The 24,949-nt window shown below is 31.4% G+C and carries 24 protein-coding genes; 19 read left to right on the top strand and 5 right to left on the bottom strand.

The annotated features are described in order from the left end of the window. Window positions 1–8: 8 nt before the first annotated feature. Together recD2 and WR164_RS05035 are read left to right on the top strand one after the other, a co-directional pair. The gene (gene recD2 / locus WR164_RS05040; protein WP_286136906.1) at window positions 9–2,444 is read left to right on the top strand and encodes an SF1B family DNA helicase RecD2; all 2,436 of its coding nucleotides are present in this window, start codon (window positions 9–11) and stop codon (window positions 2,442–2,444) included. 74 nt (window positions 2,445–2,518) lie between these two features. Continuing rightward, window positions 2,519–3,499 (top strand): aldo/keto reductase, encoded by a 981-nt coding sequence (locus tag WR164_RS05035; protein ID WP_286136465.1) that lies wholly within the window; start codon window positions 2,519–2,521, stop codon window positions 3,497–3,499. A gap of 69 nt (window positions 3,500–3,568) precedes the next feature. Here WR164_RS05035 and WR164_RS05030 read toward each other — a convergent pair whose 3' ends face one another. From WR164_RS05030 to WR164_RS05020, 3 genes are all read right to left on the bottom strand, one after another. After that, window positions 3,569–4,531: a diacylglycerol/lipid kinase family protein gene (locus WR164_RS05030; RefSeq protein WP_286136464.1), complete on the bottom strand. Its 963-nt coding sequence runs from the start codon at window positions 4,529–4,531 to the stop codon at window positions 3,569–3,571. A gap of 64 nt (window positions 4,532–4,595) precedes the next feature. Next, window positions 4,596–6,278: a ribonuclease J1 gene (gene rnjA / locus WR164_RS05025; RefSeq protein WP_286136463.1), complete on the bottom strand. Its 1,683-nt coding sequence runs from the start codon at window positions 6,276–6,278 to the stop codon at window positions 4,596–4,598. Window positions 6,279–6,297: 19 nt separating this feature from the next. Continuing rightward, entirely contained in the window at window positions 6,298–6,513 is a 216-nt protein-coding gene (locus tag WR164_RS05020) for a DNA-directed RNA polymerase subunit epsilon (RefSeq protein ID WP_286136462.1), read from the bottom strand. A gap of 146 nt (window positions 6,514–6,659) precedes the next feature. Here WR164_RS05020 and WR164_RS05015 point away from each other — a divergent pair, with 146 nt between their 5' ends. After that, on the top strand, window positions 6,660–7,100 hold the full coding sequence (locus WR164_RS05015) for a hypothetical protein (protein ID WP_286136461.1): 441 nt from the start codon (window positions 6,660–6,662) through the stop codon (window positions 7,098–7,100). Between the two features lie 51 nt (window positions 7,101–7,151). Here the strand turns inward: WR164_RS05015 and def are convergent, their stop codons facing one another. Then, window positions 7,152–7,721 (bottom strand): peptide deformylase, encoded by a 570-nt coding sequence (gene def / locus WR164_RS05010; protein WP_286136460.1) that lies wholly within the window; start codon window positions 7,719–7,721, stop codon window positions 7,152–7,154. A 90-nt stretch (window positions 7,722–7,811) separates the two neighbouring features. Between def and WR164_RS05005 the strand changes: the two genes are divergently transcribed. The 11 genes from WR164_RS05005 to holA all read left to right on the top strand — a co-directional run bounded on the left by WR164_RS05005 (window position 7,812) and on the right by holA (window position 18,370). Beyond that, entirely contained in the window at window positions 7,812–8,093 is a 282-nt protein-coding gene (locus WR164_RS05005; RefSeq protein ID WP_286136459.1) for a UPF0223 family protein, read from the top strand. Window positions 8,094–8,299: 206 nt separating this feature from the next. Then, window positions 8,300–10,138: a translational GTPase TypA gene (gene typA, locus WR164_RS05000; protein WP_286136458.1), complete on the top strand. Its 1,839-nt coding sequence runs from the start codon at window positions 8,300–8,302 to the stop codon at window positions 10,136–10,138. Window positions 10,139–10,338: 200 nt separating this feature from the next. Next, window positions 10,339–11,460: an FtsW/RodA/SpoVE family cell cycle protein gene (locus WR164_RS04995; RefSeq protein WP_444980961.1), complete on the top strand. Its 1,122-nt coding sequence runs from the start codon at window positions 10,339–10,341 to the stop codon at window positions 11,458–11,460. A gap of 1 nt (window position 11,461) precedes the next feature. After that, window positions 11,462–11,725, top strand: coding sequence for a DUF2129 domain-containing protein (locus WR164_RS04990; RefSeq protein WP_286136456.1), 264 nt, complete (start codon window positions 11,462–11,464; stop codon window positions 11,723–11,725). After that, window positions 11,725–12,285, top strand: coding sequence for a 16S rRNA (guanine(966)-N(2))-methyltransferase RsmD (rsmD, locus tag WR164_RS04985; protein WP_286136455.1), 561 nt, complete (start codon window positions 11,725–11,727; stop codon window positions 12,283–12,285). Before WR164_RS04990 ends, rsmD begins: the two co-directional genes overlap by 1 nt. After that, entirely contained in the window at window positions 12,285–12,773 is a 489-nt protein-coding gene (coaD, locus tag WR164_RS04980; RefSeq protein ID WP_286136454.1) for a pantetheine-phosphate adenylyltransferase, read from the top strand. The genes rsmD and coaD overlap by 1 nt, the downstream gene beginning before the upstream one ends. Continuing rightward, window positions 12,770–13,807 carry a SepM family pheromone-processing serine protease gene (locus WR164_RS04975; protein WP_286136453.1) on the top strand — a complete coding sequence of 346 codons (1,038 nt, stop codon included), beginning with the start codon at window positions 12,770–12,772 and terminating at the stop codon, window positions 13,805–13,807. The genes coaD and WR164_RS04975 overlap by 4 nt, the downstream gene beginning before the upstream one ends. Before the next feature lie 69 nt (window positions 13,808–13,876). Next, entirely contained in the window at window positions 13,877–14,575 is a 699-nt protein-coding gene (locus WR164_RS04970) for a helix-hairpin-helix domain-containing protein (protein WP_286136452.1), read from the top strand. A gap of 47 nt (window positions 14,576–14,622) precedes the next feature. Further along, entirely contained in the window at window positions 14,623–15,099 is a 477-nt protein-coding gene (locus WR164_RS04965; protein WP_286136451.1) for a ComE operon protein 2, read from the top strand. Window positions 15,100–15,170: 71 nt separating this feature from the next. After that, the gene (locus WR164_RS04960; protein ID WP_286136450.1) at window positions 15,171–17,330 is read left to right on the top strand and encodes a DNA internalization-related competence protein ComEC/Rec2; all 2,160 of its coding nucleotides are present in this window, start codon (window positions 15,171–15,173) and stop codon (window positions 17,328–17,330) included. A 23-nt stretch (window positions 17,331–17,353) separates the two neighbouring features. Beyond that, window positions 17,354–18,370: a DNA polymerase III subunit delta gene (gene holA, locus WR164_RS04955; protein WP_286136449.1), complete on the top strand. Its 1,017-nt coding sequence runs from the start codon at window positions 17,354–17,356 to the stop codon at window positions 18,368–18,370. 64 nt (window positions 18,371–18,434) lie between these two features. Here holA and rpsT read toward each other — a convergent pair whose 3' ends face one another. After that, a complete protein-coding gene (gene rpsT, locus WR164_RS04950; RefSeq protein WP_286136448.1) occupies window positions 18,435–18,677 on the bottom strand; it encodes a 30S ribosomal protein S20 in 243 nt (80 codons plus the stop codon). 228 nt (window positions 18,678–18,905) lie between these two features. Here rpsT and rpsO point away from each other — a divergent pair, with 228 nt between their 5' ends. The 5 genes from rpsO to tig all read left to right on the top strand — a co-directional run bounded on the left by rpsO (window position 18,906) and on the right by tig (window position 24,949). Next, a complete protein-coding gene (rpsO, locus tag WR164_RS04945; protein ID WP_286136447.1) occupies window positions 18,906–19,175 on the top strand; it encodes a 30S ribosomal protein S15 in 270 nt (89 codons plus the stop codon). Window positions 19,176–19,395: 220 nt separating this feature from the next. Beyond that, window positions 19,396–21,120, top strand: a complete 1,725-nt coding sequence (locus tag WR164_RS04940; protein WP_286136446.1) for a ribonuclease J — start codon at window positions 19,396–19,398, stop codon at window positions 21,118–21,120. 18 nt (window positions 21,121–21,138) lie between these two features. Continuing rightward, window positions 21,139–22,068, top strand: coding sequence for a hypothetical protein (locus WR164_RS04935; RefSeq protein WP_286136445.1), 930 nt, complete (start codon window positions 21,139–21,141; stop codon window positions 22,066–22,068). A 161-nt stretch (window positions 22,069–22,229) separates the two neighbouring features. Then, on the top strand, window positions 22,230–23,417 hold the full coding sequence (gene tuf / locus WR164_RS04930) for an elongation factor Tu (RefSeq protein ID WP_286136444.1): 1,188 nt from the start codon (window positions 22,230–22,232) through the stop codon (window positions 23,415–23,417). 191 nt (window positions 23,418–23,608) lie between these two features. Next, entirely contained in the window at window positions 23,609–24,949 is a 1,341-nt protein-coding gene (tig, locus tag WR164_RS04925) for a trigger factor (RefSeq protein ID WP_286136443.1), read from the top strand.

The following is a 24,949-nucleotide window of genomic DNA, read 5'->3' as shown; positions in this document are numbered from 1 at the left end:
CACAATCAATGAATTTATTTTCCGAACCTCAAAATAATGATCAAAATGAACAAAAATATGTCGTTGGGAAACCAACAACGACCTTTTTCCAAGCAAATGACAGTTTTTATAAGGTTCTTTTGGTTCAAGTTGATGACCAAAATTTTGATTGGTCAGAAGATACCATTGTTGTAACTGGTAACTTTGGTGAACTTAATCCGGATTCAACCTATCGTTTTAATGGAAAATTAATTGATCACCCTAAATATGGACGTCAATTTAAAGCATCAAATTATCGAAATGAAATTAATCATTCTAAAAAAGGATTAGTTAATTATTTATCAGGAAGTAATTTCCCGGGAATTGGTAAAAAAATTGCCCAAAGGGTCGTTGATAATCTAGGTAATAATTTAGTTGAAGTAATTTTAAACCAACCAGATTCACTAAAGGAAAAGGAAATTGGATTAACCGATAAACAACAGAAAACCCTTGTTAATGGAATTAAAAAAAACAATGGGACTGCGCAAACAATCATTGGACTAAATAGTTATGGATTCGGTAGTAGTCTCTCAGCTGCTATTTTTAAAAAATATGGAAATGATACTTTAAAAATTATCCAAGAAAATCCATACAAATTGGTTGAAGATATCAACGGGATTAGCTTTAAACGTGCCGATCGAATGGCAAGGGAGATGGGACTTCGTGTTAATTCTACAGGACGTCTTAAAGCCGGATTATTAGCAGCATTAAAGCAATTATCAGTGCAAAATGGTGATACTTATACGACTACTCGATCACTTTTGGATAAATCATTATCATTATTGAATGACGGAATTGAAACATCTGTTGATCCAGATGGATTAGCAAAGGCATTGATTCAATTGGCACGCGAACGGAAAGTGATTTGTGATGAAAATCGGATTTATTTAAAACAATTGTATTATTCAGAATGGCAAATTGCTGAAAATATTAAAAGAATTATGGATCATTCAAAGCATCAAAAATTTGCCCCAAAGAATATTAAGCGTGAAATTAAACAAATTGAAAGGGATTTACAAATTAATTATGATCAATCACAAGTTGATGCTTTAACTAAAGCTGTTCAGTCCAAAATTTTTATTTTAACCGGTGGTCCAGGAACTGGTAAAACAACCATTATTAATGGATTGGTTCATTTATTTGCTAACTTAAATGGCTATTCATTAGATATTAAGACGTATGATGCTGACCATCCGTATCCAATTTTGCTTGCTGCACCCACTGGACGGGCCGCTAAAAAAATGAGTGAGAGTACTAATATCCCTGCTAGTACCATTCATCGATTACTAGGATTAAACAGTTATGATGATAATAATGACGATTCAATCAATGATCTTGAGGGTGGATTATTAATTATTGATGAAATGTCGATGGTTGATACTTCTCTTTTTAAAATATTAATTCAAGCTGTTCCTAATGATATGAAAGTTATTTTAGTTGGTGATAAAGACCAATTACCTTCCGTTGGTCCTGGCCAAATTTTTAGTGATCTTTTGTCTTCTAAAATGATTCCCAAAATTGAACTGAATACGATTTATAGGCAGAATGATCATTCAACAATTATTCCTTTAGCACATGCCATTAAAAATGGTCAATTACCATCTGATTTTACAACCAATAAAAGTGACCGTAGTTTTATTCCTTGTAATGCTTATCAAGTTGGTTCAGTTATTAATCAAATTGTGGTTAAAGCAAAGAAAAAAGGATTTAGTGCATCTGATATTCAAGTTTTAGCACCCATTTACCGTGGTATTAGTGGAATTAACCGTTTAAATTCAATTGTTCAAAACATTATGAACCCTAAGGATCGACATGAACAAGAAGAAATCCCATTCCGTGGGATTAAATTTAGAATGCATGACAAGGTATTACAATTAGTGAACGATGCTGAAAATGATATTTTTAATGGTGATATTGGTAAAATCATCGGAATGCAAATTAATGATGACCGCCAAAAAATGAAGGACAAATTAACGGTAAGTTTTGGTGATAAGGAAGTTGAATATGATCGTAAGAATTGGGATCAATTAACATTAGCATATTGTACGTCAATTCATAAGGCACAGGGGAGTGAATTTGATATGGTGATTTTGCCAATGCTTCCCCAGTACCATATTATGCTAAAACGTAATTTGTTATATACAGCGATTACAAGAGCTTCTAAAATGCTTATTATGCTAGGCGATTACCAATCATTTGAACAGTGTGTTGAAAATGCTTCTGTTAATAGAAAAACAACGCTTAAAAAACGAATTATTGATATTATGGGTGGTCAGAAAGATCATGATTCAGATTCATCAAAAAAATTGGATCTTAAACTGAAGAAACCTAAGAAACACCAATTAACTAATGAATTAATTCAATCAAATCAAATTGATCCGATGATTGGGATGCATGGTGTTACTCCACAACAATTCATGTCATAAAATATCTTTTCTTTGACTTGGATTAATAAAATATTTTACAATTGTTAAGAATAATAATGGAAGGTGATTTCTAAATGTATAAAGCTAATGATCATCGTTATGATAATATTAAGATAAGAAGAGCTGGAGATTCAGGATTGCAATTACCCGCAATTTCATTTGGAATGTGGCACAGTTTTGGTGATGATGCTAACTTTCAAAATAGTGAAAAAGTAATGTTAGATGCTTTTGATAAGGGTATTTTTAGTTTTGATTTAGCTAATAATTATGGACCGGGATCAGGCGCTGCTGAAAGAATGTTTGGTCAAGTTTATCGAAAGGATTTAAAGCCTTATCGTGATGAATTAGTCATCACAACAAAAGCTGGCTATCATATGTGGCCGGGTCCCTATGGACAATTTTCTTCTAGAAAAACATTGATTGCTGCTTTAGATCGTAGTTTAAAGCGGATGGGATTAGACTATGTTGATATTTATTATAGTCATCGATTTGATCCTAATACTAATTTAGAAGAAACAGCGAAGGCATTGGATGACATTGTTAAATCAGGAAAAGCTTTATATATTGGGATTTCTAATTATTATGGCAAACAAACAAAGGAAATTATTAAATACTTTAATGAATTTCATACACCGTTTGTTGTTAATCAAATGTCATATAACATGTTAAATCGGAAAATCGAAAATGATGGTACGATTCAAGCATTAAGGGATGACCATGATGGGTTAGTAGTCTATGGACCACTAGCTGAAGGGTTATTAACTGATAAATATTTAAATGGTGTTCCTGATGATGTTAAATTACACCGTAGTAATAACGATGTTTTAAAACATGGCTTAACTAATAAATTAAATCAATTAAATGATCTTGCTAAGAACCGTCATCAAACATTAGCACAAATGAGTATTGCTTGGTTATTGAATAATCCAACGGTTGCTAGTGTTGTTACAGGTGCTTCTAAGGTAAAACATCTAAATGATAATTTAAAGGCACTTGATAATACTAAATTTAGTACTGATGAATTAGATCAAATTAATAAAATTTTAAAGAAATAAAATCATTAATAATTATAAATAAAAAACTTTCAGAATTAATCTGAAAGTTTTTTATTTACAATTTTTATTTTATAACCAAAATGGCCACTGAGTCACTTTAAAATTAAGATCAAAGAAGCGACTGCCAATTTCTTCGCCATCAGTTTGACCATATTCTAATGATGGAACGGTAATATGCATATGATTGCTTTTGAAATGATGAATTGTCTTGGAGCGTTTAAGATAATGACCAATTGCAATCATCATTAAATTAAAAATAAAACTAAAAATATTTTTCCGTTCGACAACGATTAAACTTAATTTTGAATCTTTAATATTTGCGTGTTTAATTAAATTAAATCCATTGAAATATGGACTATTAGCAATATTAAGCATTAAAGCTTTTTGATAATGATATTCTTTGCCATCTTCAATAATATCAACAGGAAATGTTTGTGAATTATAGAGAATTACTATTAATGAAAGTAGTAAGTTAATTTTTTTAAATTGCCATTTATGGTGATGCTTTTTATTGAATTGATTTTCTTGATTTACAATTTCCGCATCAAAACCAATCCCTAAATTATTTGTAAAACAACCATTTTCCCTTTTAATTTCTTCATTGTAAACACCAATATTAATTAATTTTGATTTTTGGCACTTTAAAATTTGATTTAATGCATTTTTCCAATTTAATGGCAAATGATTAGCTTTAGCAAAATTATTATCAGCTCCCAATGGAAGAAAAGCAATTGGTGCTTTATTGTAATTAGGGTGGTTATTTTGCCAATTACTAGCCGTACTTAAAACATCGTTGATAGTCCCATCTCCACCAATTGCAAACAAAATATTTTTAACATTTTTAGATTGATCGAAAACAATCTTTTTTAAGTACAAATTTGTAATTAGTTTGGCATGGTGCGAGTATTTAGTTTCGGTTACTTGATAGTTAATTTTGTAATGATTTAGAATTTGTTTAATTTGTGGCCATTGTTTAGCTACCTTATGACCATTAGCAGTTTTATTTAGAATAATAAAATATTTTAATTGCAATTGGAATTCACTCCCTAATCTGCTAATTAAAAAAGCGAATTCACTTTGAATTCGCTAGTAGTAATTAATGATTATTCATAATTAGCATTGGTAGAATCATTGGATGCCTTTCAGTCTTTTTGAACAAAAATTCCTGAAGACTGTCAATGACGGCATCTCTAATCATTGATTCATTAACGTTTTTATTTTTCATTGTTTTAACGATGGTTCTAAAGACTAATTTACGGCCTTCATCAAGAAGTTTGCCAGATTCGCGCATATAGACAAAACCTCTTGATAATAAATCAGGTCCAGCTTGAATATCGTGATCATTTAAATTAATTGTTGCAACAACGACAACTAATCCTTCTTGAGATAATAATTGACGATCATGTAGAACGACATCACTAATGTTTCCAATACCATTTCCATCAATATATACATCACCGGCAATAAAGTGACCAGCAATTCTAGCACTATCCTTGCTTAAAGCTAATACATCACCGTTTTGCATAATAAATGTATTTTCTTTTGGGACTCCACATTCTTCGGCCAGTTTAGTATGAATTTTAAGCATTCTATATTCACCATGAATTGGCATAAAGTACTTTGGCTTCATTAAACGAAGCATGAGCTTTTGTTCTTCTTGACCACCATGACCTGATGTATGAATGTTATTAATTTTACCATGAATGACATTTGCTCCTGCTTCTTCTAGCTCATTAATAACGTGGTTAACGCTAATTGTATTACCTGGAATCGGATTACTTGAAAATACGATTGTATCATGGGGTTGAATTGATATCTGACGGTGAGTACCGTTAGCAATTCTTGATAGGGCGGCCATTGGTTCACCCTGTGACCCAGTACATAATATTAACGTTTTATTGGCAGGAAGATTGTGTAATTCTGAAGCATCTACAAATGCATCTTGTGGGATATCTAAATATCCCAATTTTTCACCATTAACTAATGCTGCTTCCATACTTCGACCAAAAACCGCAATTTTTCGGTGGTGCGATAGGGCGGTTTTACAAGCCGTTTCAATTCTTGAAATATTAGATGCAAACGTTGCAAAAATAATTCGTCCCTTTACCTTATCAAAAATGTGGCGGATTGATTTACCAACCCAACTTTCTGACTTGGTCCAAACTGGTTTTTCAGCGTTTGTACTATCAGACATTAAACAAAGAACGCCTTCCTTACCTAATTCAGCCATTGTTTGTAGATCTGGTGGTTGGTGGGTAACTGGTGTAAGGTCAAACTTGTAATCACCAGTTTGGACAATCACACCAAATGGCGTGTGAACGGCAATTCCAATTGTATCTGGAATTGAGTGGGTAGTTCTAAAGAATGAGACACTTAATTTGTTAAATTTTAGAACTGATTTAGGCGTAATTTCATGTAATTTAGCTGTTTTGAGTAAATCACGTTCTTCTAATTTACTTTTAATTAGTGCAAGTGCTAGTGGTCCAGCATAAATTGGAACGTTTAAATCCTGTAAAAGATATGGGACACCACCGATATGATCTTCATGACCGTGGGTGATGACAAGTGCTTTGATTTTATCTTTATTAGCAACTAGGTATTGATAATCTGGAATAACATAATCAACACCTAATAACTCATCTTCTGGGAATTTAATTCCAGCATCAATTAAAATAATTTCATCCTGAAATTGAACTCCATAGGTATTTTTTCCAATTTCGCCTAGTCCACCAACGCCATAGATAGCAACTTCGTTGTTTTTGACGTTTAATTTATTCATAATTGGTTAGACTCCATTGTTAATTAAATTTTGTGATTTTAAATCCTGGTTCGTTTTCTTCGTATTTAAGATGATTACCAGATATTTCTTCAACAAATTCGATATTATATTTAGTATTTTTTTCGACTAATCTTCTTGCATCTGATTCGTTATTAGCCTTTACATATATTACCTTAGTTGTTTCTCTCTTGGCTTGTTGTGTTAAAGTATCTTGATAAAGAACTTTAAAAATCATTAAAAAAACTTCCTTTATATTTTGAATTATTTAACCGAACAGGGTTGCAATATGGCAACTATTTAAGATAATTTTATCATATAATATTAAATAAGTATAGTTGGATTATGGTAAAATGCAACTAGTATTGTGAACGGAGGATCAGTATGTTTTTAGCGCTTGAAGTTGCACTAGGGTTATTGATTGCACTTTTTATTTATAATTTAGTTCATCATTTTTTTGTTGTAGTTCCAAGTCGAAAAAGACTTTTAAAAATGAAGCAAAATGTTGATTCGTCATTAAAAATTTCAATTCAACATTTAAATTGGCAATATCATATTATTAAATCAAATGAATTATCTGATGTATGGGGACGTGGAATTTTAGTTTTTGAATATGTAATTGACTTTAAAGAAAATGATAATATCAAAAAAATTCGGACTTCGTTATCAAATGAATTGAAACAATTTGGAACTGGTTACAAGTATCCTAAACAATTTATAATTACAGATGCATTTAAATATAATAATTATGTTCATATTGATATTGCATATTTAGTTAACCAGTCAACTTTAGATTATGTTAAGGATATTAATAAATTAAAATAGGGGGAACTAATGATAGCTCCCCCTATTTTAATTATTTTTAAAATTAATCAATTAGCTAATAAAAATTTCGTCACTTGATTTGCGTGAAAATGGCTTTTGTTTGTTAATGTGATCGTAGAATAACATTCCATGTAAATGATCAATTTCATGTTGCGGAACAATTGCAGCGTAATTTTTTAATCTTACGACATGCTGTTTACCGTTTACATCTTGGTATTGAAGGGTGATTCGGGCTGATCTTGGAACAAATCCTGGAACATCCTTATCAACTGATAGACAACCTTCCCCTTCAGTTAAGGCTACTGGTTGAACTGAATTTGAAATAATAACCGGATTTATGATAACGTCTTTAAATAATGGTTTGCCATCATTTTTGTTATCATCATCCGGAACTAGAACAGCTGCCATCATTTCTGAAGCCCCAACTTGAGGAGCAGCTAATCCAACTCCGGCCCTTAAATGATATTTCTTACATAATTTAGGATCTTGACTGACAACTAAATACTGCATTAAATCTTTAGCTAATTTTTTATCTTTTTCATTTAATGGGAATTCTACTTTTTTTGCTTGCTTTCTTAATACAGGATTCCCGTCTCTGACGATATTTTTCATTAATATCAAAATACTACCTCCATTTACGTTTAATTATATTTTATCATATTAAATGATTTATTATATAATATGGTAAAAATAGTTAATTTGGGGATGAAAATGATTAGAAATAATTATAGTTATCCAATCTTTTCCGATTGGTCTAAGGATGAATTGATTAAAGTTGTCAAACTTTATCGAAGTGTAGAGGATGCTTATGAAATTAACCAGGGAAGCCGTCGCGATTTAATTTTGAAGAATTATCAGATCTTTACTAAAATTAATCCATCAAAAATGGAACAGAAGCAATTAGAGCATAAATTTTATTTAGCTTCAGGATATAATATTTTTAAAACTTGGCAAAAAGCGAGAAAAAGTAATCAAGAGATGATTAAAATGTGATTGTAATATACCATTGACGTTCTTTAGTTAACTGTGATAACATTAGAGTGTTATTGAACATATTGATGATCTATATAAACAGTTATTAAGTTTTGGCTGTGACTTGTTGTCACAGTTTTTTTAACATAGGAAAAAGGCATGATTTATAATTGTGAATTAAACCATACTGAATCATCATAACTGTATGTATGAAGGGAAGGAATAAATTGAAACTAAGAGACGATATTAAAAATATTGCGATTATTGCCCATGTCGATCATGGTAAGACCACTTTAGTTAATGAAATGTTAAAGCAATCTGATACACTAAATGGTCATACCGAAATCCAAGATCGTGCGATGGATACTAATGCCATTGAACGTGAACGTGGAATTACTATTTTATCTAAGAATACTGCCGTTAAATATAATGGTAAGCAAATTAATATCTTAGATACACCAGGACATGCTGATTTTGGTGGTGAAGTTGAACGTGTTATGCGAATGGTTGATGGTGTTCTATTGGTTGTTGATGCTTTTGAAGGACCAATGCCACAAACCCGTTTCGTATTGAAGAAAGCTTTAGATCAACATTTAACACCAATTGTTGTTATTAATAAAGTTGATCGTAAAGGTGCACGTCCAAAAGAAGTTGTTGATGAAGTTCTAGATCTATTCATTGAACTTGGTGCTGATGAAGATCAATTAGAATTCCCCGTTGTTTACACATCTGCTATGAACGGTACTTCAAGTTATAGTGATGATATTTCAACTCAGAAACATACTATGAAGCCTTTGTTTGATACGATCCTAAAGGATATTCCATCTCCAATTGATAATGAAGATATGCCACTACAATTTCAAGTTGCAATGCTAGATTACGATGATTTCGTTGGTCGAATTGGAATTGGCCGTATTTTTAGAGGTAAAATTAAAGTCGGCGACAGTGTTACTGTTATGAAATTAGATGGTTCAACCCAAAACTTTAGAGTTAGCCGTTTAATGGGCTTCATTGGACTTAAAAAAGTTGATATTAAAGAAGCTAGAGCTGGAGATTTAATCGCTATTTCTGGAATGGAAGATATTAATGTTGGTGAAACCATCGTTAATCCAGATAAGAAAGAACCTCTTCCAAAATTAAGAATTGATGAACCAACTTTACAAATGACTTTTGGAACTAATACTTCACCATTTGTTGGACAGGATGGTAAATTTGTTACTGCTAGACAATTAGGTGACAGATTGAAGCGTGAGTTGCATACTGATGTTTCATTAAGAGTTGATGAAACGGATAATCCAGGTGCATGGTTAGTTTCTGGACGTGGTGAATTACATCTTTCAATCTTAGCTGAAACATTGCGTCGTGAAGGCTATGAATTAGAAGTTTCACGTCCTAAGGTTATTTTGAAGACCATTAATGACAAAAAATGTGAACCATTTGAAAACGTTCAAATTGATACTCCAGAAGAATATGCCGGTTCAATTATTGATACTTTATCCCAACGTAAAGGTCAAATGAAGAACATGGAAAGTACTGGTAATGGTCAAAGTCGTTTAACATTCTTAGTTCCATCACGTGGATTAATTGGATATTCAACTCAATTTATGTCAATCACCCGTGGTTATGGAATTATGAACCATAGTTTTGCTAAATACCTGCCATTCGTTAAGAACTGGAACCCTGGTAGACGTAATGGTGCATTAGTTTCAATCAACCGTGGTAAAGCAACTACTTATGCTATTATGGGAATTGAACACCGTGGAACCATTTTAGTTGATCCAGCTACCGAAGTTTACGAAGGAATGATTGTTGGTGAAAATAGTCGTGAAAACGACATTTCTGTTAACATTACCCGTGGTAAACAATTAACCAATGTTCGTGCCGCTGGAAGTGATGAAACTGCTAAGATTAAAGAACCTGAACACTTCACACTTGAAGAATCATTAGAATTCTTAAATGAAGATGAACTTTGTGAAATTACTCCAAAGAATGTTCGTTTAAGAAAGAAGATTTTAAATACTAATGAACGTGAAAAAGCTGCTAAGCGCTCACGTCATGGTAAATAATCATTAATTGATAATAAATAATAAGATGGGGAATATTTATTCCCCATCTTTTTTTTATTATTTTCACGAAAGGATTATTGGCTTTGGTAGACGTATGATATAATATTACTATCTATATTATTCATTTGGAGATCGATCAATTGAGAACGATTATTAAATTACTTTATGATACTTTTAAAAAATTAGATCTTTTTGTTTTTATCCCGTTTTTTATTCTGTCTATTTTTGGAATTGTGATGGTTTATTCAGCTAGTTCTGATATTGCCATTCAAAATGGAGGAAGTCCAATGGGGTATCTAGTGAAACAGACATTTTTCTTTATCTTAAGTTTAATCACAATTATGTTTATTTTTCATGCTAATTTCTTACGCAGTACAAAAGTTATTGCAACCTTTGGAATGTTAATTATTATTATGCTTGTCTATCTTTTCTTCTTTGGTAAAAGTGTAAATGGCGCTGCTGGGTGGATTTCCGTTTTAGGTTTGTTTAATATTCAACCATCTGAAATTACAAAATTTTATTTTATTATTTTTATCGCTAATCACGTTGATCATCATCAAGGGGCAATTGTCCATCATTGGATGCGTGGAATGATGAATATTTATGTGTATTCAGCACTTGTCTTGATTTTAATTTTAATTCAACCAGACATTGGTGGAACGGCAATTAATGCTGGAATTATATTTGTAATGCTGCTTGCAAGTGGCATTAGATGGCAACGCGCAGTTGGATTTGCAGCTAGTATTATAACCATTTTATTTTTAGTATTCTTTTGCATTTTAGTACCAGTTTCTAAGCATTCAAGTATTTATGCTCTGCAAAGGATTGTAGCTTTTACCGACCCGTTCGCTTATTCGCATGGAATCGGACAACAGTTAGTTAATTCATATTATGCATTAAGTAACGGTGGATTCTTTGGTGTGGGGTTAGGAAACAGTATCCAAAAAAATGGGTATTTACCTGAACCTAACACCGATTTTATAATGTCAATTATTGCTGAAGAATTGGGTTTCTTTGCTATTGCGATTGTTATGATTCTGCTTACGTTCATGGTTTGCAGAATTATAGTTATTGGAATTAGAAGTGATGATGCTTATTCAGCTTTAGTGTGCTATGGAACAGCAACCTATTTAACTATTCAAATGCTATTTAATGTTGGTGGAGTCACAGGATTATTACCAATTACGGGGGTTACTTTTCCATTCATTAGTTATGGCGGTTCGAGTATGGTTACTCTGTCATGTTGTTTAGGATTAGTACTGAGAATTAGTTATCATCAGAAATTACTTAGAAACAGATTAATAAATAAAGAAGGATTATAAAATGAATTTTAAAATTCAAAGTCGACAGAGCTTAATTGTTTATGTCCATTCTCTGAAACAGGCACGATATTTAAATCGTTATGGGAACATTACTTATATTTCCCATCGGATGCACTATGTAATTATGTATTTAAACGAAAATCATTTTGATGAAACTAAAAACAAAATTAAACGTTTAAAATTTGTAAGACGGGTTTTGATTTCTCCATATAAAGATTTATTTAACAGTTTTTATAAAGAACCTAAAACGGAGGATGATGATTAATGAGAGTTATTTCAGGTCAATTTGGTAGTCGTCGATTAACACCAGTCCCGACTAATAAAACGAGGCCAACAACTGATAAAGTAAAGGAAGCACTATTCAATATGATTGGTCCATATTTTCAAAATGGCCAATTTTTAGATTTATATGCTGGCTCAGGTGGTGTTGGAATAGAAGCTATATCAAGAGGAATGTCAAAAGCATTTTTGGTGGATAAACAAATGGCTGCTATAAGGACCATCAGAGCTAATGTTCAAATGACCAAACACCCAGAACAATTTAAAATTTTAAAAATGGATGCTAATCAAGCACTTGATGAATTTGAAAATGAAAAAATAAAATTTAATTTTGTTTATCTTGATCCGCCATATAAAAAACAGAAAATGGTCCAGCAATTAAATAAATTAAATAATAAAAAATTGTTATTGTCTAATGCGTTAGTCATATGTGAAACGGATAATCATGTTGAATTGTCTGATAATATTGATAGTTATCAATTGATTCAGCAAAAAAACTATGGATTAACGGTAATTTCAATTTATAAATACGTAGGTGACAAATAATGAAAACTGCTATTTTTCCGGGAAGTTTTGATCCAATTACAAATGGACATTTGGATTTGATTAAACGCGCCAGCAAAATATTTGATCAGTTAATTGTAGTGGTTGGGGAAAACACCCATAAAAGTGGGATGTTCACTGCTAACGAAAGGAAACAATTAATTCAAGATAATATTAAAAATTTATCAAACGTTAAGGTTACTGTTGAAAATGAATTAACGGTTGATTTTCTGCACCGGATCCATGCAAATATTATTGTTCGTGGATTGAGGAATAATAATGACTTTCAATATGAAAAAGATATTGCTCAGATGAATTCTGCTTTGGATCATAAAATTGAAACTATTTTTATGCTTGCTAGGCCGCAGTTTGAATTTATTTCATCGAGCTTGTTAAAAGAAATTGTATTTTTCAATGGTGACGTTCATAAGTATTTGCCTCAAAATGTCATTTCTAAAATGAAACAAAAGTATAAGAGGTCAAATGAATGAAATTAAAAAAATATCGCAAGTATGTCGTTTTTGCCATTGTTGCTTTATGTATTTTAATTGGATTTGATTTTCCGTTATCTGCTTATATTGAAGGTCCAGGGGATGCAACTAATTTAAAACCGATTGTTAATATTAAAGGACATCCGGATCGTTATTCAGGCAAATTTATGTTAATGTCTGTAAACATCTCAAGGGCAACGCCATTCAGATATCTATATGCAAAGATGCTTCCGTACTATTCAATTGAAAGCCCTAATGATGTTACTGGCGGAACAAATAATAATGACTTCAATCGTGTTCAATCTTTTTATATGAAAAGTGCAATTAACGAGGCTATTTATACTGGTTATAAAAACGCCCATCAACAGGTTACAAATTATTATCGTGGAATTTATGTTATTAATGTGTTAAATAATTCAAAGTTTAAACATCATTTAAACATTGGAGACACTATTTTAAAGGTAAATGGTCATCATTTCAGCAGCGCTCTCGGTTATCAAAACTATATTGAAAGACACCAAATTGGTACCAAGATTGCAATTACTTATTTACATCATGGTCGAGTTCAAACTGTTTCTGAGCCTTTGACCAAACTTTATGGAAAAAAGGCTGGAATCGGGATTGAATTAACTGATGATGTTGATACCCATACTAAAATTCCAATTAAAGTGGATCCTGGACAAATTGGTGGCCCATCCGGCGGACTGATGTTTTCACTACAAATTTATGGTCAATTAACTGGTAAGAATATTAGACGTAATCAAAATATTGCAGGAACTGGAACAATTAATGCTGATGGTCAAGTAGGCGAAATTGGTGGGATTGATAAAAAAATTATTGCTGCTAAACGGAAAAATGCTAAGATCTTTTTATCTCCCTATATTAAACCGACTAGATCTGATTTAAGTGAAGAACCTGGGCATATTACTAATTATCAATTGGCAGTTAAGACTGCAAAAAAGTATGCTCCAAAAATGAAAGTAATTCCCGTTCAAACATTTCAAGAGGCACTCTCTGCAATTAAAAAATATTAATGAATTAAAAGACATCTATAAAAATATAGATGTCTTTTTTCGAATTTATATTTGAAGGGAGTGAAATGGATGGATAGGATTAAGGAATTCATAAATGAATATCGTCGTTATTTAATGATTGGATCGGTGGTGATTGTTGTTTTGATCCTAATAATTTTATTTTCTAATCATCAAGGTGATTCACAAACCAATTTTTCAAATAATATGAGCCAAGCTAGTAGTATGAATACTAATTCAAGTTCTAAAATTAAGAATTTACATCAAACATCTAATTCTTTTAGCCAAACGTCCCATAATAATCTCGTCGTGGTTGACGTGAAGGGTGCCGTTAAACAACCGGGTGTTTATCGATTACCGTCAAGCTTAAGGATTGATGATGCTGTCGAGGCAGCGGGTGGTTTAACTAAATCAGCTGATGGAAATCACGTAAATTTAGCGCAAAAATTAAATGACCAACAGGTGATTTACGTTCCGTTTCGTGGTGAAATCAAAGGTAAAATTGTAACTAACGTAAATAATACATCTAGTTCTCAGACAAGTGATATTAGTGGATCATCAAGTGATTCGACATCAAATAAAATTAATTTGAACACGGCAGATGAAAATGAACTGCAAAAAATAAATGGTGTTGGAGAAAAGAAAGCACAAAAAATCCTTGATTACAGAAAAGAACATGGTGATTTTAATAAAATTGAAGATATTAAAAATATCCCAGGATTTGGCGATCGTAGTTTTGATAACATTAAAAATTTTATTTGTGTTCAATAATTGATATACTATAATTATGTTTATATTGAATTAAAGGAGTAAATAAAATGGATCAAAGAATTCCTTGGGATCAATACTTCATGCTTCAAGCAGTATTAATTTCATCTAGAAGTACTTGTAATCGCTTGTCAGTGGGAGCTACAATTGTGCGAGATCGCCGTATTATTGCTAGTGGCTATAATGGTTCTGTATCTGGTGATGTTCATTGTACAGATAAGGGATGCTACATGGTTGATGGTCATTGCTTGAGAACTATTCATGCTGAAATGAATGCAATTGCCCAGTGTGCTAAATTTGGCGAGGCAACGTATAATTCTGAATTGTATGTAACTGACTTCCCATGTTTACAATGTACTAAGGTGTTATTACAATCCGGAATTAAACAAATCAATTATTTAAGGGATTATCATGATAGTGCATATGCTAAATCGCTTATCAAATTAAAACATGTTACTTTAAAAAAGATTAAATTAAATCCTAAAATCATGAAACAATTACCGTTTTCATCCTATTTATCTAATTAATCATAAAAACTAATTTATATATTTTTCCAGCAGTTCTTTGTGCAATTGTAAGCTGCTTTTTTATTGGTCCAATGATTCTTAGTTGCTTATTACTTATTTTCTGGCTAATCAGAATTTATTTATTAAAACAGCCCCATTTTTTCGTTCAAAACGTTTTAATTGCAGCTGCTTTTTTATGCTTATGTCTTTTTAATTTTAACCGTCTTGAACACCAATCCGTGGTGATTAATCACAAACAAATGCAGGTTCAAATTTATCCTGATGATATTCAATATGATGGTGATTATTATCATGGAAGGGGATGGTCAGATGGGTTAAATCAGCATTTAATTATAAGTGGTTACGCTAAAAATGATGATGATTTAAATCAAATTAAGCAAACCAATCATGTGAGTGGAACGTGGCTAGTTAATGCTGATGTTAGCCCAATTAAATCACCGACCAATGTTAATCAATTTAATGCTAGTCGCTTTTACCAAAGTCAAAACATATCTAATCAAGTTAAAATTAATCAAATGATTCAATTTAAACCGGACCATTCATTGATTGCTATGATTCATAACTTAAGATTTAAAATGATGCAATCAATGGATCAACTGCCGCATCCTTTAAATTTATATGGCTTAAGTTTAATTCTTGGCAGCATGAATAATGATTTTAATAGTGAATTAACTGGTATTAAACAATTAGGGTTAATTCACTTATTTAGTATTTCCGGTTTGCATGTTTATTATATTGTTAACATGCTGGAATTATTCTTCATATATTTACGAATGAAACGAGAAGACTATCGTTTATTAATCATGGCATTGTTGCCAGTATATTTTGTTATTGCAGGTTCTTCAATCGGGTTATTAAGATCAATTTTAATGGTTGAAACCATTTTGACCACTAAATTTTTAAAAATCAATTTAAATCCATTAGATGTGTGGTCAATTACTTTATTAATCAATCTGTTTCTATATCCGCAAATGTTAATTCAATTTGGATGTCAATTAAGTTATGCTCTGTCATTTGGATTAATATTCACAAATCATTTTTCATTCTTGAAACAGACCGCATTAATGAACCTAATTGGTTTACCAATTATTATTTATCATATTTATCAATGGCATTTATTAACGATGTTTGCTAATTTATTAATATTACCATTATTTTCAATCCTTATTTTTCCGATGGTAATAATCGGATGCTCAGTAGGATTATTTATTCCCATTGTTGGTCAAATTATTGCACAAATATTGCAATTTTTCGATGCATTCGTTAATCTAATTGGCAATTTACCTGGTAATATTATGTTTGGTAAATTGAATATCTATATTACATTGATATTGTTTTTGATTACATTTAGTATCATTGCTGTTCAAAGAAAATTTAAAATATTATTTTTAATAATGCTGTACGCGGTTTCATTTTTGAGCATTCACTTTCCCTTTAATGGGGAAGTAAGTTATTTTGACGTTGGACAGGGTGATAGCTTTTTAGTTCGTGAACCGTTTAATAAAACGATTACTTTGATTGATACAGGTGGTAAAATAACTTTTGGAAATCAACCCCAAACCAATCATTATCAGGCTGATGGAATTTCAATTAATTATCTTCATAGCATTGGCATCGATTGGATCGATAATTTATGCATCAGTCATCAAGATGCTGATCATTGTGGTGATTTACCAGCTTTTCTTTCTGAAATGAAAGTTAAGCGGTTATTTATTCCATTAGGAATGGTTAATAATCAACATTTTATGAATAGAATTGATCCCTATATTAATAAAACTAAAATTATTCAAGTAAAGGCAAATGATCATATTAATGGATTGCCATTTGATATTGTCCATCCATTTGTTCAGGGACTTGGTAATAATCATGATTCAATGGTTCTGAATGGTTATTTTGGTGGATTAAAATGGCTTTTTATGGGTGATTTAGATCAAGCCGGTGAAAATGATATTATTCAAAAAATGCCCAATTTAAGGACTGATGTATTGAAAGTTGGACATCATGGTAGCAATACCTCCTCGTCCAATGAATTTTTAAATGCAGTTCAACCCAAAATAGCAATTATTTCAGCTGGCAGAAATAATCGTTATCATCATCCCAATCCAGAGACAATTGTTAAAATTAAGCAACGTCATATGATTGAATACAATACCCAGACAAATGGGATGATTACTTATCGTTATTTTAATCATTATGGATCCTGGCATCCATTTATTAAAAATTCTAATTAAATGAAGGGAGGATGAATTTCAATATGAATGTGAATCAACTATTAAGATCATTACCTAAGAACGATGTTAAGCCGGTTTATTTGATTCTTGGAAGGCAGGAATATTTAAGTGATCAAATTAAAAATGCGTTTATTAAACTTGTTCCAAAGGAAGAACGGACCATGAATTACGCATCCTATGATATGGAAGACACTCCTTTATCTGCTGCTTTGAACGATGCAATGTCAGCACCTTTTTTTGGTAAACGACGGGTTGTTCTAATTAACCAACCGTATTTTTTAACGAACAAACGGGTATCAAATAATATTGACCATGATATTGATGGACTAATTCAATATCTAAAACATCCAGAACCATCGTCAGTGGTTGTTTTCATGGCTCCATATCCTAAATTGGATGGCAGAAAAAAAGTTACTAAAAGGCTAAAAAATGTCGCAGAAATGGTTGATATAAACAAATTTTCTGAAAGCCAAGTCAAAAATTACGTCAAAAGTTACATTAACCAGCACAATTATAAATGTGATGCAAATTCACTAAATTTGCTGATTCAAAGAACTGGCGGTAAATTATCAATGATAATGAATGAACTGCCAAAATTATTTGTTTATTGCCGTGATAAAGTTATTACTAGCAATGCTATAAATAATCTGGTAACTAAATCACTGGATCAAAATATTTTTGATCTAGTTAACTATGTTTTAAAAAAACGGGTTAAATTAGCCGTCGATTTATACCATAATTTAATTTTAGAGCAAAAAGAACCTCTTCAAATTAATGCAATTCTTGTTAGTCAATTTAGACTTTTACTTCAAGTTATGATTTTAGCTTCCCATGGTCACAGTCAGGGTAGTTTAGCTAGTATCTTAAAAGTTCATCCATTTAGAATCAAACTTGCATTAAGAACAATTCAAACATATCAATTTAAAGAATTAAAACAAGCGTACTTAGGATTAATTGACAATGAAATTAAATTAAAATCATCTCAAGCTTCTCCGGAATTGCTTTTTGAAATGTTTATGTTGAGTTTTATTTCTAAATAAAAAATACCCTAAATTTTCAAAATAAATTGAAAATTTTAGGGTATCTTTTTATAATAAATAATAATTATTTATTAAATTTAGCTGACATGTGTGATTTTTCACGATCAGCTTTATTAGCTTTGATTAAGCCCTTGCTCTTAGCATGGTCAACTGCGCTAATAGCATCACGATACACGTTTTCATCGTTTTTAGATGATTTCATAAATTTCTTTATGGCATCTCTCATTTTACTTACTTGTGCGGTATTACGTTTATTAGCTTTAACATTTGTTTTAGCACGTTTAATAGCAGATTTAATAACTGGCATATTTTCACCTCCAACAATCGTCTATAATTAAACAAATACCATTATACAAAACACTAATTGCAATTTCAATAGATACTAAATTATATTTGACTTTAGATTAGATTGACCTTGATTTTAGTAAAATAGAATAGTATTATTAAATATTGAAACCTGAACTTAGTTTTATCGCTATCTCACTGGCGGAATCTCAGTTCATGGCGATTTTTATTTAGAAAGGTGGGAATTTAAATGGCTTTAACACAAGCAAATAAAGATTCAATTATTAAAAAGTATGCTCAACACGAAGGCGACACTGGCTCTACTGAAGTTCAAGTTGCCGTATTAACTGCTGACATTAATGAAATTAACCAACATATGAAGACCCATAAGAAGGATCATCATTCACAACGTGGCTTAATGAAGAAAATTGGTCATCGTCGTAACTTATTAGCTTATTTAAGAAATAAGGATGTTGTTCAATACAGAAAATTAATCAAGAGTTTAGGATTACGTCGTTAATTCTTTATTCTGACATGATTATTAACGGGATTACTATTTTGGTAATCTCGTTTTTTGTTTTGCTTAAAATAAGAGAAGATACCCGTAAATTTATTGATAGGAAATTATCCCTTTGTTTTATATTGACTGTTCGTTATCTTAATAAAATATGGTACACTATAATTAACTTTGATTGGACGTAATGAAAAGAAAAAATTAATTATAAATTTGAGGTGGAGTAATGAAAAGTAATATTAAAATCATTCCACTTGGCGGTGTTCGAGAAAATGGCGAGAATATGTATGCCGTTGAAGTTAGTGGATATATTTATATTTTAGATTGCGGACTTAGATATCCAGATAATGAAATGTTAGGAATTGACTTAGTAATTCCAGATTTTACTTATTTGGAGAGCAAGAAAGATAAAATTGTGGGGGTATTTTTGTCACATGGTCATTCTGAAGCAATTGGTGCACTTCCATATTTCTTGCGTGATTTTGATGTTCCCGTTTTTGGATCTAAATTAACAATTGAGTTAGCCAAAATGGAAATTAATCAGCATAAAGAAACTAAATCGTTTGATAAATTTAACGTTATTAATGAAAATAGCGAAATTATATTCAATAATGATGTTACAGTCAGCTTCTTTAAAACAACCCACTCTATCCCTGAATCAATGGGAATTGTTTTATCAACTAAGGAAGGTCAAATTGTCTATACTGGCGATTTTAAATTTGATCAGACTGCCCAAAAGGGTTATCGAACGGATTTTTCATCATTAAGTGATATTGGAAGAAAGGGTGTTTTAGCATTACTAAGTGATTCAAGCAATGCTGAAAATCCCTATGAAAGTGTTAGTGAGAATAAAATTAGTTCATATATTACTGATACTTTTCAATATACCGATGATCGAATTATAGTTGCCAGTGTCGCTTATAATATTTTAAGAATTCAACAAATATTTAATGCGGCATATCAATCGCATAGAAAAGTTTATTTAGCTGGCCATGATTTAAATAAAATCGTTAAAATTGCAACGGATCTGCATCAATTGCATTTGCCAGATGAAAACATCATTTTACATTCAATTCGTTCAATGAATAAATTAAAACCTTCACAAATTGTTATTTTACAAACTGGTAAAATGGGTGAACCTATTAATGCAATTCAACGAATGGCTAACCAACAAAATCGCCATATTAACATTCGAGAAAATGATTTAGTCTTAATTGCAACAACTCCATCACATGCAATGGAAACCAATGTTGCTAAGACTAAGGATATGATTTATCGTGCTAACGCCCATGTAAAAATGATATCTGATGATTTAAATTCTTCTGAAAATGCGAGTCAAAATGATTTACAGTTAATGCTTAATTTAATGAAACCAAAATTCTTTATTCCGGTTCAAGGGGAATATAGGATGTTAAATGCACATGCTAAATTAGCTGAAAGTGTTGGTATTCCAAAAAATCATATTTTTATTCCCAATAAAGGCGATGTGATTGAATATAATTCTGAAAATCATAAAATGTATCGTGGTACGGCTGTTAAAGCTGGAAGTGTTATGATTGATGGAATTGGCGTTGGTGACATTGGTAATATTGTGTTAAGGGATCGTAAAGTCCTTTCTGAAGACGGAATTTTTATTGCTGTTATAACAATTGACCGTAAAAAACGTCAAGTTGTTGCTAAACCTAAGCTGACATCACGTGGTTATATTTATGTTAAAACACATAAAAATTTAATGAATGAATGTTCCAAATTGGTTTATAATACGGTTCAAAAAAATCTTGATAATGAGGAATTTGATTGGGGTCATCTGAAACAATCAGTTCGAGAAAAATTAAATTCTTATTTATTTAAGAAAACCCAATCACATCCGGTTATTTTGCCGGTTATCATGGAAATTAATCAACATCATCGTAAAAATATGAAGAAGAAAAAATTTATCCATAATAAATAATAGGGAATGATTTTATCATTGGGTGATAATAACATTACTGAAAATAAACGAATTTATATTTCAGCTTATGATGATTACCAATATCATAAATATCAAAGTGCAATTGATAAGTTAAAAACAATTGATTTAGATCATTCAAATTTAAAAATCAATCATTTAATTGTTAAATCCTTGTTTCATCTGAAAAAATACCGACAAGCTGAAAAAAATTTGTTGGAAATGCCTGATAGTTATACTAATTCAGTTGATGATTTCAACTTTATGATTTTAGTTTTATTGAAAAATGCTTCTTTTATTAAAGCACGTGAAATCACAGTTTCTGTAAATATTGAAACTTTAAAACGAGATAATTTAAAACAAATTGTTGATTATGAAAATAATTATAGTAAAAAACATTCATCAACAATTAATGAATTGGTTAAATCTTTTTGCTCAATTGTGAATCAAAAATTACCTTTTCAGAAAAATGAATTAGAAAAAGCACTTAAACTGCCATTACATCAATTTGTTTTTGCTTGTAAGTACCTATTAACTAATCCATTTTTAAATCCCATCATGAGAATCAGTATTTTTGATATTTTAAGAAAGATTGATTTAAATGAGCAGATTGAATTTTTATGGATTGATCATCAACGGCATTTAATTAACCCGTCTAATTTAAAACCACTTTTTGAAACTAAATCATATTTGCAGTTGTCAAAAATTGTTGATAGTCATTATGGTCATGATGATCCAATGATGACATTTAGATTGAATAATCTTTTTAACATGCAATTACTGATTCTTTATCCATATAATGATAGGAAAATTAACAGTGCTAAATTGTGGTTTAAAATAACTGATTCTTTGTTTAATGATCAACAATTTAATTTTAAAACCAAATTGGAAGTTGAAATTTGGCGTCAGCAGAAAAAATTAGACCAAATCATTAATAAATTAACTCGTTAGTATTTACAAATAAAATTACAGTATATATAATGATATAGGAATTGTCCTTTGGAATATCATTTTGTATTTTCAAAGAGATGTAGTATAATAATTGTAAAGATGCATTGAGAAGAAATACTTCTGGTGCTATTTTTATGAATTTTAACAGGAGGTTTTCATTAATGGCAAAAGAACATTATGAAAGAACAAAGCCCCATGTAAATATTGGTACTATTGGCCATATTGATCATGGTAAGACTACTTTAACTGCAGCTATTACAAAAGTATTATCTGAAGAAGGCTTAGCTGATTCTGAAAGTTATGCTGATATTGATGCTGCTCCAGAAGAACGTGAACGTGGTATTACTATTAATACTGCCCATGTTGAATACGAAACTAAACGTCGTCACTATGCACATATTGATGCCCCAGGTCATGCGGATTACGTTAAGAACATGATTACTGGTGCTGCTCAAATGGATGGTGCAATTTTAGTTGTAGCAGCAACCGATGGTCCTATGCCACAAACCCGTGAACATATTTTACTTGCTCGCCAGGTTGGTGTTAAATACATCGTTGTATTTATTAATAAGACTGATCAAGTTGATGATCCAGAATTAGTTGACTTAGTTGAAATGGAAGTACGTGAATTACTTTCAGAATACGATTACCCTGGTGATGATGTTCCAGTCGTTCGTGGTTCTGCTCTTAAAGCATTACAAGGCGATAAAGAACAACAAAAGGTTATCTTAAAGTTAATGGACATTGTTGATGAATACATTCCAACTCCAGTTCGTGATGATAAGAAACCATTCTTAATGCCAGTTGAAGATGTATTCTCAATTACTGGTCGTGGAACTGTTGCTTCTGGTCGTATTGATCGTGGTACAGTTAAGATTGGTGATCCAGTTGAAATTGTTGGTTTAGTTCCTGATATTCTTAAATCAACTGTTACTGGTTTAGAAATGTTCCATAAGACCTTAGATCTTGGTGAAGCTGGAGATAACGTTGGTATTTTACTTCGTGGTATTAACCGTGACCAAGTTGTACGTGGTCAAGTTCTTGCTGCCCCAGGTTCAATTAAGACCCATACTAAGTTTGAAGGTCAAGTTTATGCATTAAAGAAAGAAGAAGGTGGACGTCATACTCCATTCTTCTCAAATTACCGTCCTCAATTCTACTTCCATACCACTGATGTTACCGGTGTTGTTGAATTAGAAAAGGGAACTGAAATGGTAATGCCTGGTGATAACGCTAAATTCAATGTTGAATTAACTAAGCCAGTTGCCATTGAAGAAGGTACTAGATTTACCATCCGTGAAGGTGGTCATACCGTTGGTGCCGGTGTTATTACTAAGATTGTTAAATAATCTTTGTCATAATACAAATTTAAAAGGGATTCGGAATTTTTCCGAATCCTTTTTATACATATTAATTAAGAGGGATTTACTTTCTTATTAAAAAGATTTACTTTTTAAATACCATACGTTAAAATAGTTTTATGTGCAATTGGTAGATAAATTGTAAATAAAAAATATATTTTCATCTCGGAGGGAATATAATGTCTGCAAAATGGGAAAAGAAAGGTGCTACTCAAGGTACATTAACCTTTGAATTAAGCACAGATCAAGTTAAAGAAGGACTAGATAGAGCCTTCAATAAAAATAAAAAAAATATTAGCCTACCTGGTTTTAGAAAAGGTAAGGTTTCTCGTCATATTTTTGATGAAATGTACGGTGAAGAAGCATTATACCAAGATGCTTTAAATATTATGCTTCCACAAGTATATAGTGATGCATTAAAAGAAACTAAAATCGAACCAGTCGCTCAACCTTCAGTTAATGTTAAATCATTAGATAAGGGTAAGCCATGGGTATTAGAAGCTAATGTAACTGTTAAGCCTGATGTTAAATTAGGCGCTTACAAAGGCTTGAAGGTATTGAAACAAAATACTCGCGTTTACAAGAAAGATGTTGACGAATCAATCGATCGTAAACGTAAGTCACAAGCTGAATTAGTTTTGAAAAAGGATAAGCCTGCTGCTAAGGGTGATACAGTTGTCATTGATTTTGATGGTTACGTTGACGGCAAACCTTTTGAGGGCGGTAAAGCCAATAACTACTCACTTGAATTAGGTTCTAATTCATTTATTCCAGGTTTTGAAGATCAATTAATTGGTCATAAAGCTGGGGATCATGTTGATGTCAAAGTTACTTTCCCTAAGAATTATCAAGCTAAGAAGTTACAAAATAAGGAAGCAACTTTTAAAGTAACTGTTCATGAAATTAAAGAAAAACAATTACCTAAATTAGATGATGAATTTGCTAAGGATGTCGACGAAGACGTTGATAGCTTAGATGAATTGAAAGATAAAACCAAGAAACAATTAAAGGAACAAAAAGAAACTAAGGCTAAGAATACTGTTGAGGATGAAGCGATTAATGCAGCTGTTGACAATGCCGAGGTTAAAGAAATTCCTAAACCAATGGTTGATCAAGACGTTCAACGTCAAATGGATCAGTATTTAGCAAATATGCAACAACAAGGGATTAATGCTAGTACTTACTTTAAGTTAACTGGAACTACTCAAGCTGACTTAAAGAAACAATTCCAAGACGGGGCAAGTCGTCGTGTTAAGACCAACCTTGTTTTAGAAGCAATTGTTAAAGATGCAAATATCAAACCAACTGACAAAGAAATGAATGATGAAGTTAAAAACCTTGCTAAACAATATGGCATGAAAGAAAGTGCTGTTAAGGGTGCTTTAACTGATGATATGTTGAAACATGATATTTCAATTCAAAAGGCCGTTAAGTTAGTTACTGATAACGCAAAACAAGTTCCTAAGAGCCAATTAAAGAGCTCTAAGTCAACTTCTAAAACTAGTAAAAGCAGTAAGTAA

Source organism: Philodulcilactobacillus myokonensis, assembly GCF_027923585.1.
Classification (GTDB): Bacteria; Bacillota; Bacilli; order Lactobacillales; family Lactobacillaceae; genus Philodulcilactobacillus; species Philodulcilactobacillus myokonensis.
The sequence above is the reverse complement of the archived record's forward strand: the minus strand, read 5'-3'. Positions and strand labels throughout refer to the sequence as shown.

What these genes read in the sequence shown, in the direction of transcription:
- WR164_RS05005 (WP_286136459.1), top strand. Translation starts at nt 7,812, where the DNA reads ATGATTAGAAATAATTATAGTTATCCAATCTTTTCCGATTGGTCTAAG.
- holA (WP_286136449.1), top strand. Translation starts at nt 17,354, where the DNA reads ATGAATGTGAATCAACTATTAAGATCATTACCTAAGAACGATGTTAAG.
- rpsO (WP_286136447.1), top strand. Translation starts at nt 18,906, where the DNA reads ATGGCTTTAACACAAGCAAATAAAGATTCAATTATTAAAAAGTATGCT.
- WR164_RS04960 (WP_286136450.1), top strand. Translation starts at nt 15,171, where the DNA reads ATGATTCTTAGTTGCTTATTACTTATTTTCTGGCTAATCAGAATTTAT.
- rpsT (WP_286136448.1), bottom strand. Translation starts at nt 18,677, where the DNA reads ATGCCAGTTATTAAATCTGCTATTAAACGTGCTAAAACAAATGTTAAA.
- WR164_RS05035 (WP_286136465.1), top strand. Translation starts at nt 2,519, where the DNA reads ATGTATAAAGCTAATGATCATCGTTATGATAATATTAAGATAAGAAGA.
- WR164_RS05015 (WP_286136461.1), top strand. Translation starts at nt 6,660, where the DNA reads ATGTTTTTAGCGCTTGAAGTTGCACTAGGGTTATTGATTGCACTTTTT.
- WR164_RS04975 (WP_286136453.1), top strand. Translation starts at nt 12,770, where the DNA reads ATGAAATTAAAAAAATATCGCAAGTATGTCGTTTTTGCCATTGTTGCT.
- coaD (WP_286136454.1), top strand. Translation starts at nt 12,285, where the DNA reads ATGAAAACTGCTATTTTTCCGGGAAGTTTTGATCCAATTACAAATGGA.
- WR164_RS04970 (WP_286136452.1), top strand. Translation starts at nt 13,877, where the DNA reads ATGGATAGGATTAAGGAATTCATAAATGAATATCGTCGTTATTTAATG.
- WR164_RS04990 (WP_286136456.1), top strand. Translation starts at nt 11,462, where the DNA reads ATGAATTTTAAAATTCAAAGTCGACAGAGCTTAATTGTTTATGTCCAT.
- rsmD (WP_286136455.1), top strand. Translation starts at nt 11,725, where the DNA reads ATGAGAGTTATTTCAGGTCAATTTGGTAGTCGTCGATTAACACCAGTC.
- WR164_RS04940 (WP_286136446.1), top strand. Translation starts at nt 19,396, where the DNA reads ATGAAAAGTAATATTAAAATCATTCCACTTGGCGGTGTTCGAGAAAAT.
- tig (WP_286136443.1), top strand. Translation starts at nt 23,609, where the DNA reads ATGTCTGCAAAATGGGAAAAGAAAGGTGCTACTCAAGGTACATTAACC.
- WR164_RS05020 (WP_286136462.1), bottom strand. Translation starts at nt 6,513, where the DNA reads ATGATTTTTAAAGTTCTTTATCAAGATACTTTAACACAACAAGCCAAG.
- WR164_RS04965 (WP_286136451.1), top strand. Translation starts at nt 14,623, where the DNA reads ATGGATCAAAGAATTCCTTGGGATCAATACTTCATGCTTCAAGCAGTA.
- recD2 (WP_286136906.1), top strand. Translation starts at nt 9, where the DNA reads ATGAATTTATTTTCCGAACCTCAAAATAATGATCAAAATGAACAAAAA.
- rnjA (WP_286136463.1), bottom strand. Translation starts at nt 6,278, where the DNA reads ATGAATAAATTAAACGTCAAAAACAACGAAGTTGCTATCTATGGCGTT.
- tuf (WP_286136444.1), top strand. Translation starts at nt 22,230, where the DNA reads ATGGCAAAAGAACATTATGAAAGAACAAAGCCCCATGTAAATATTGGT.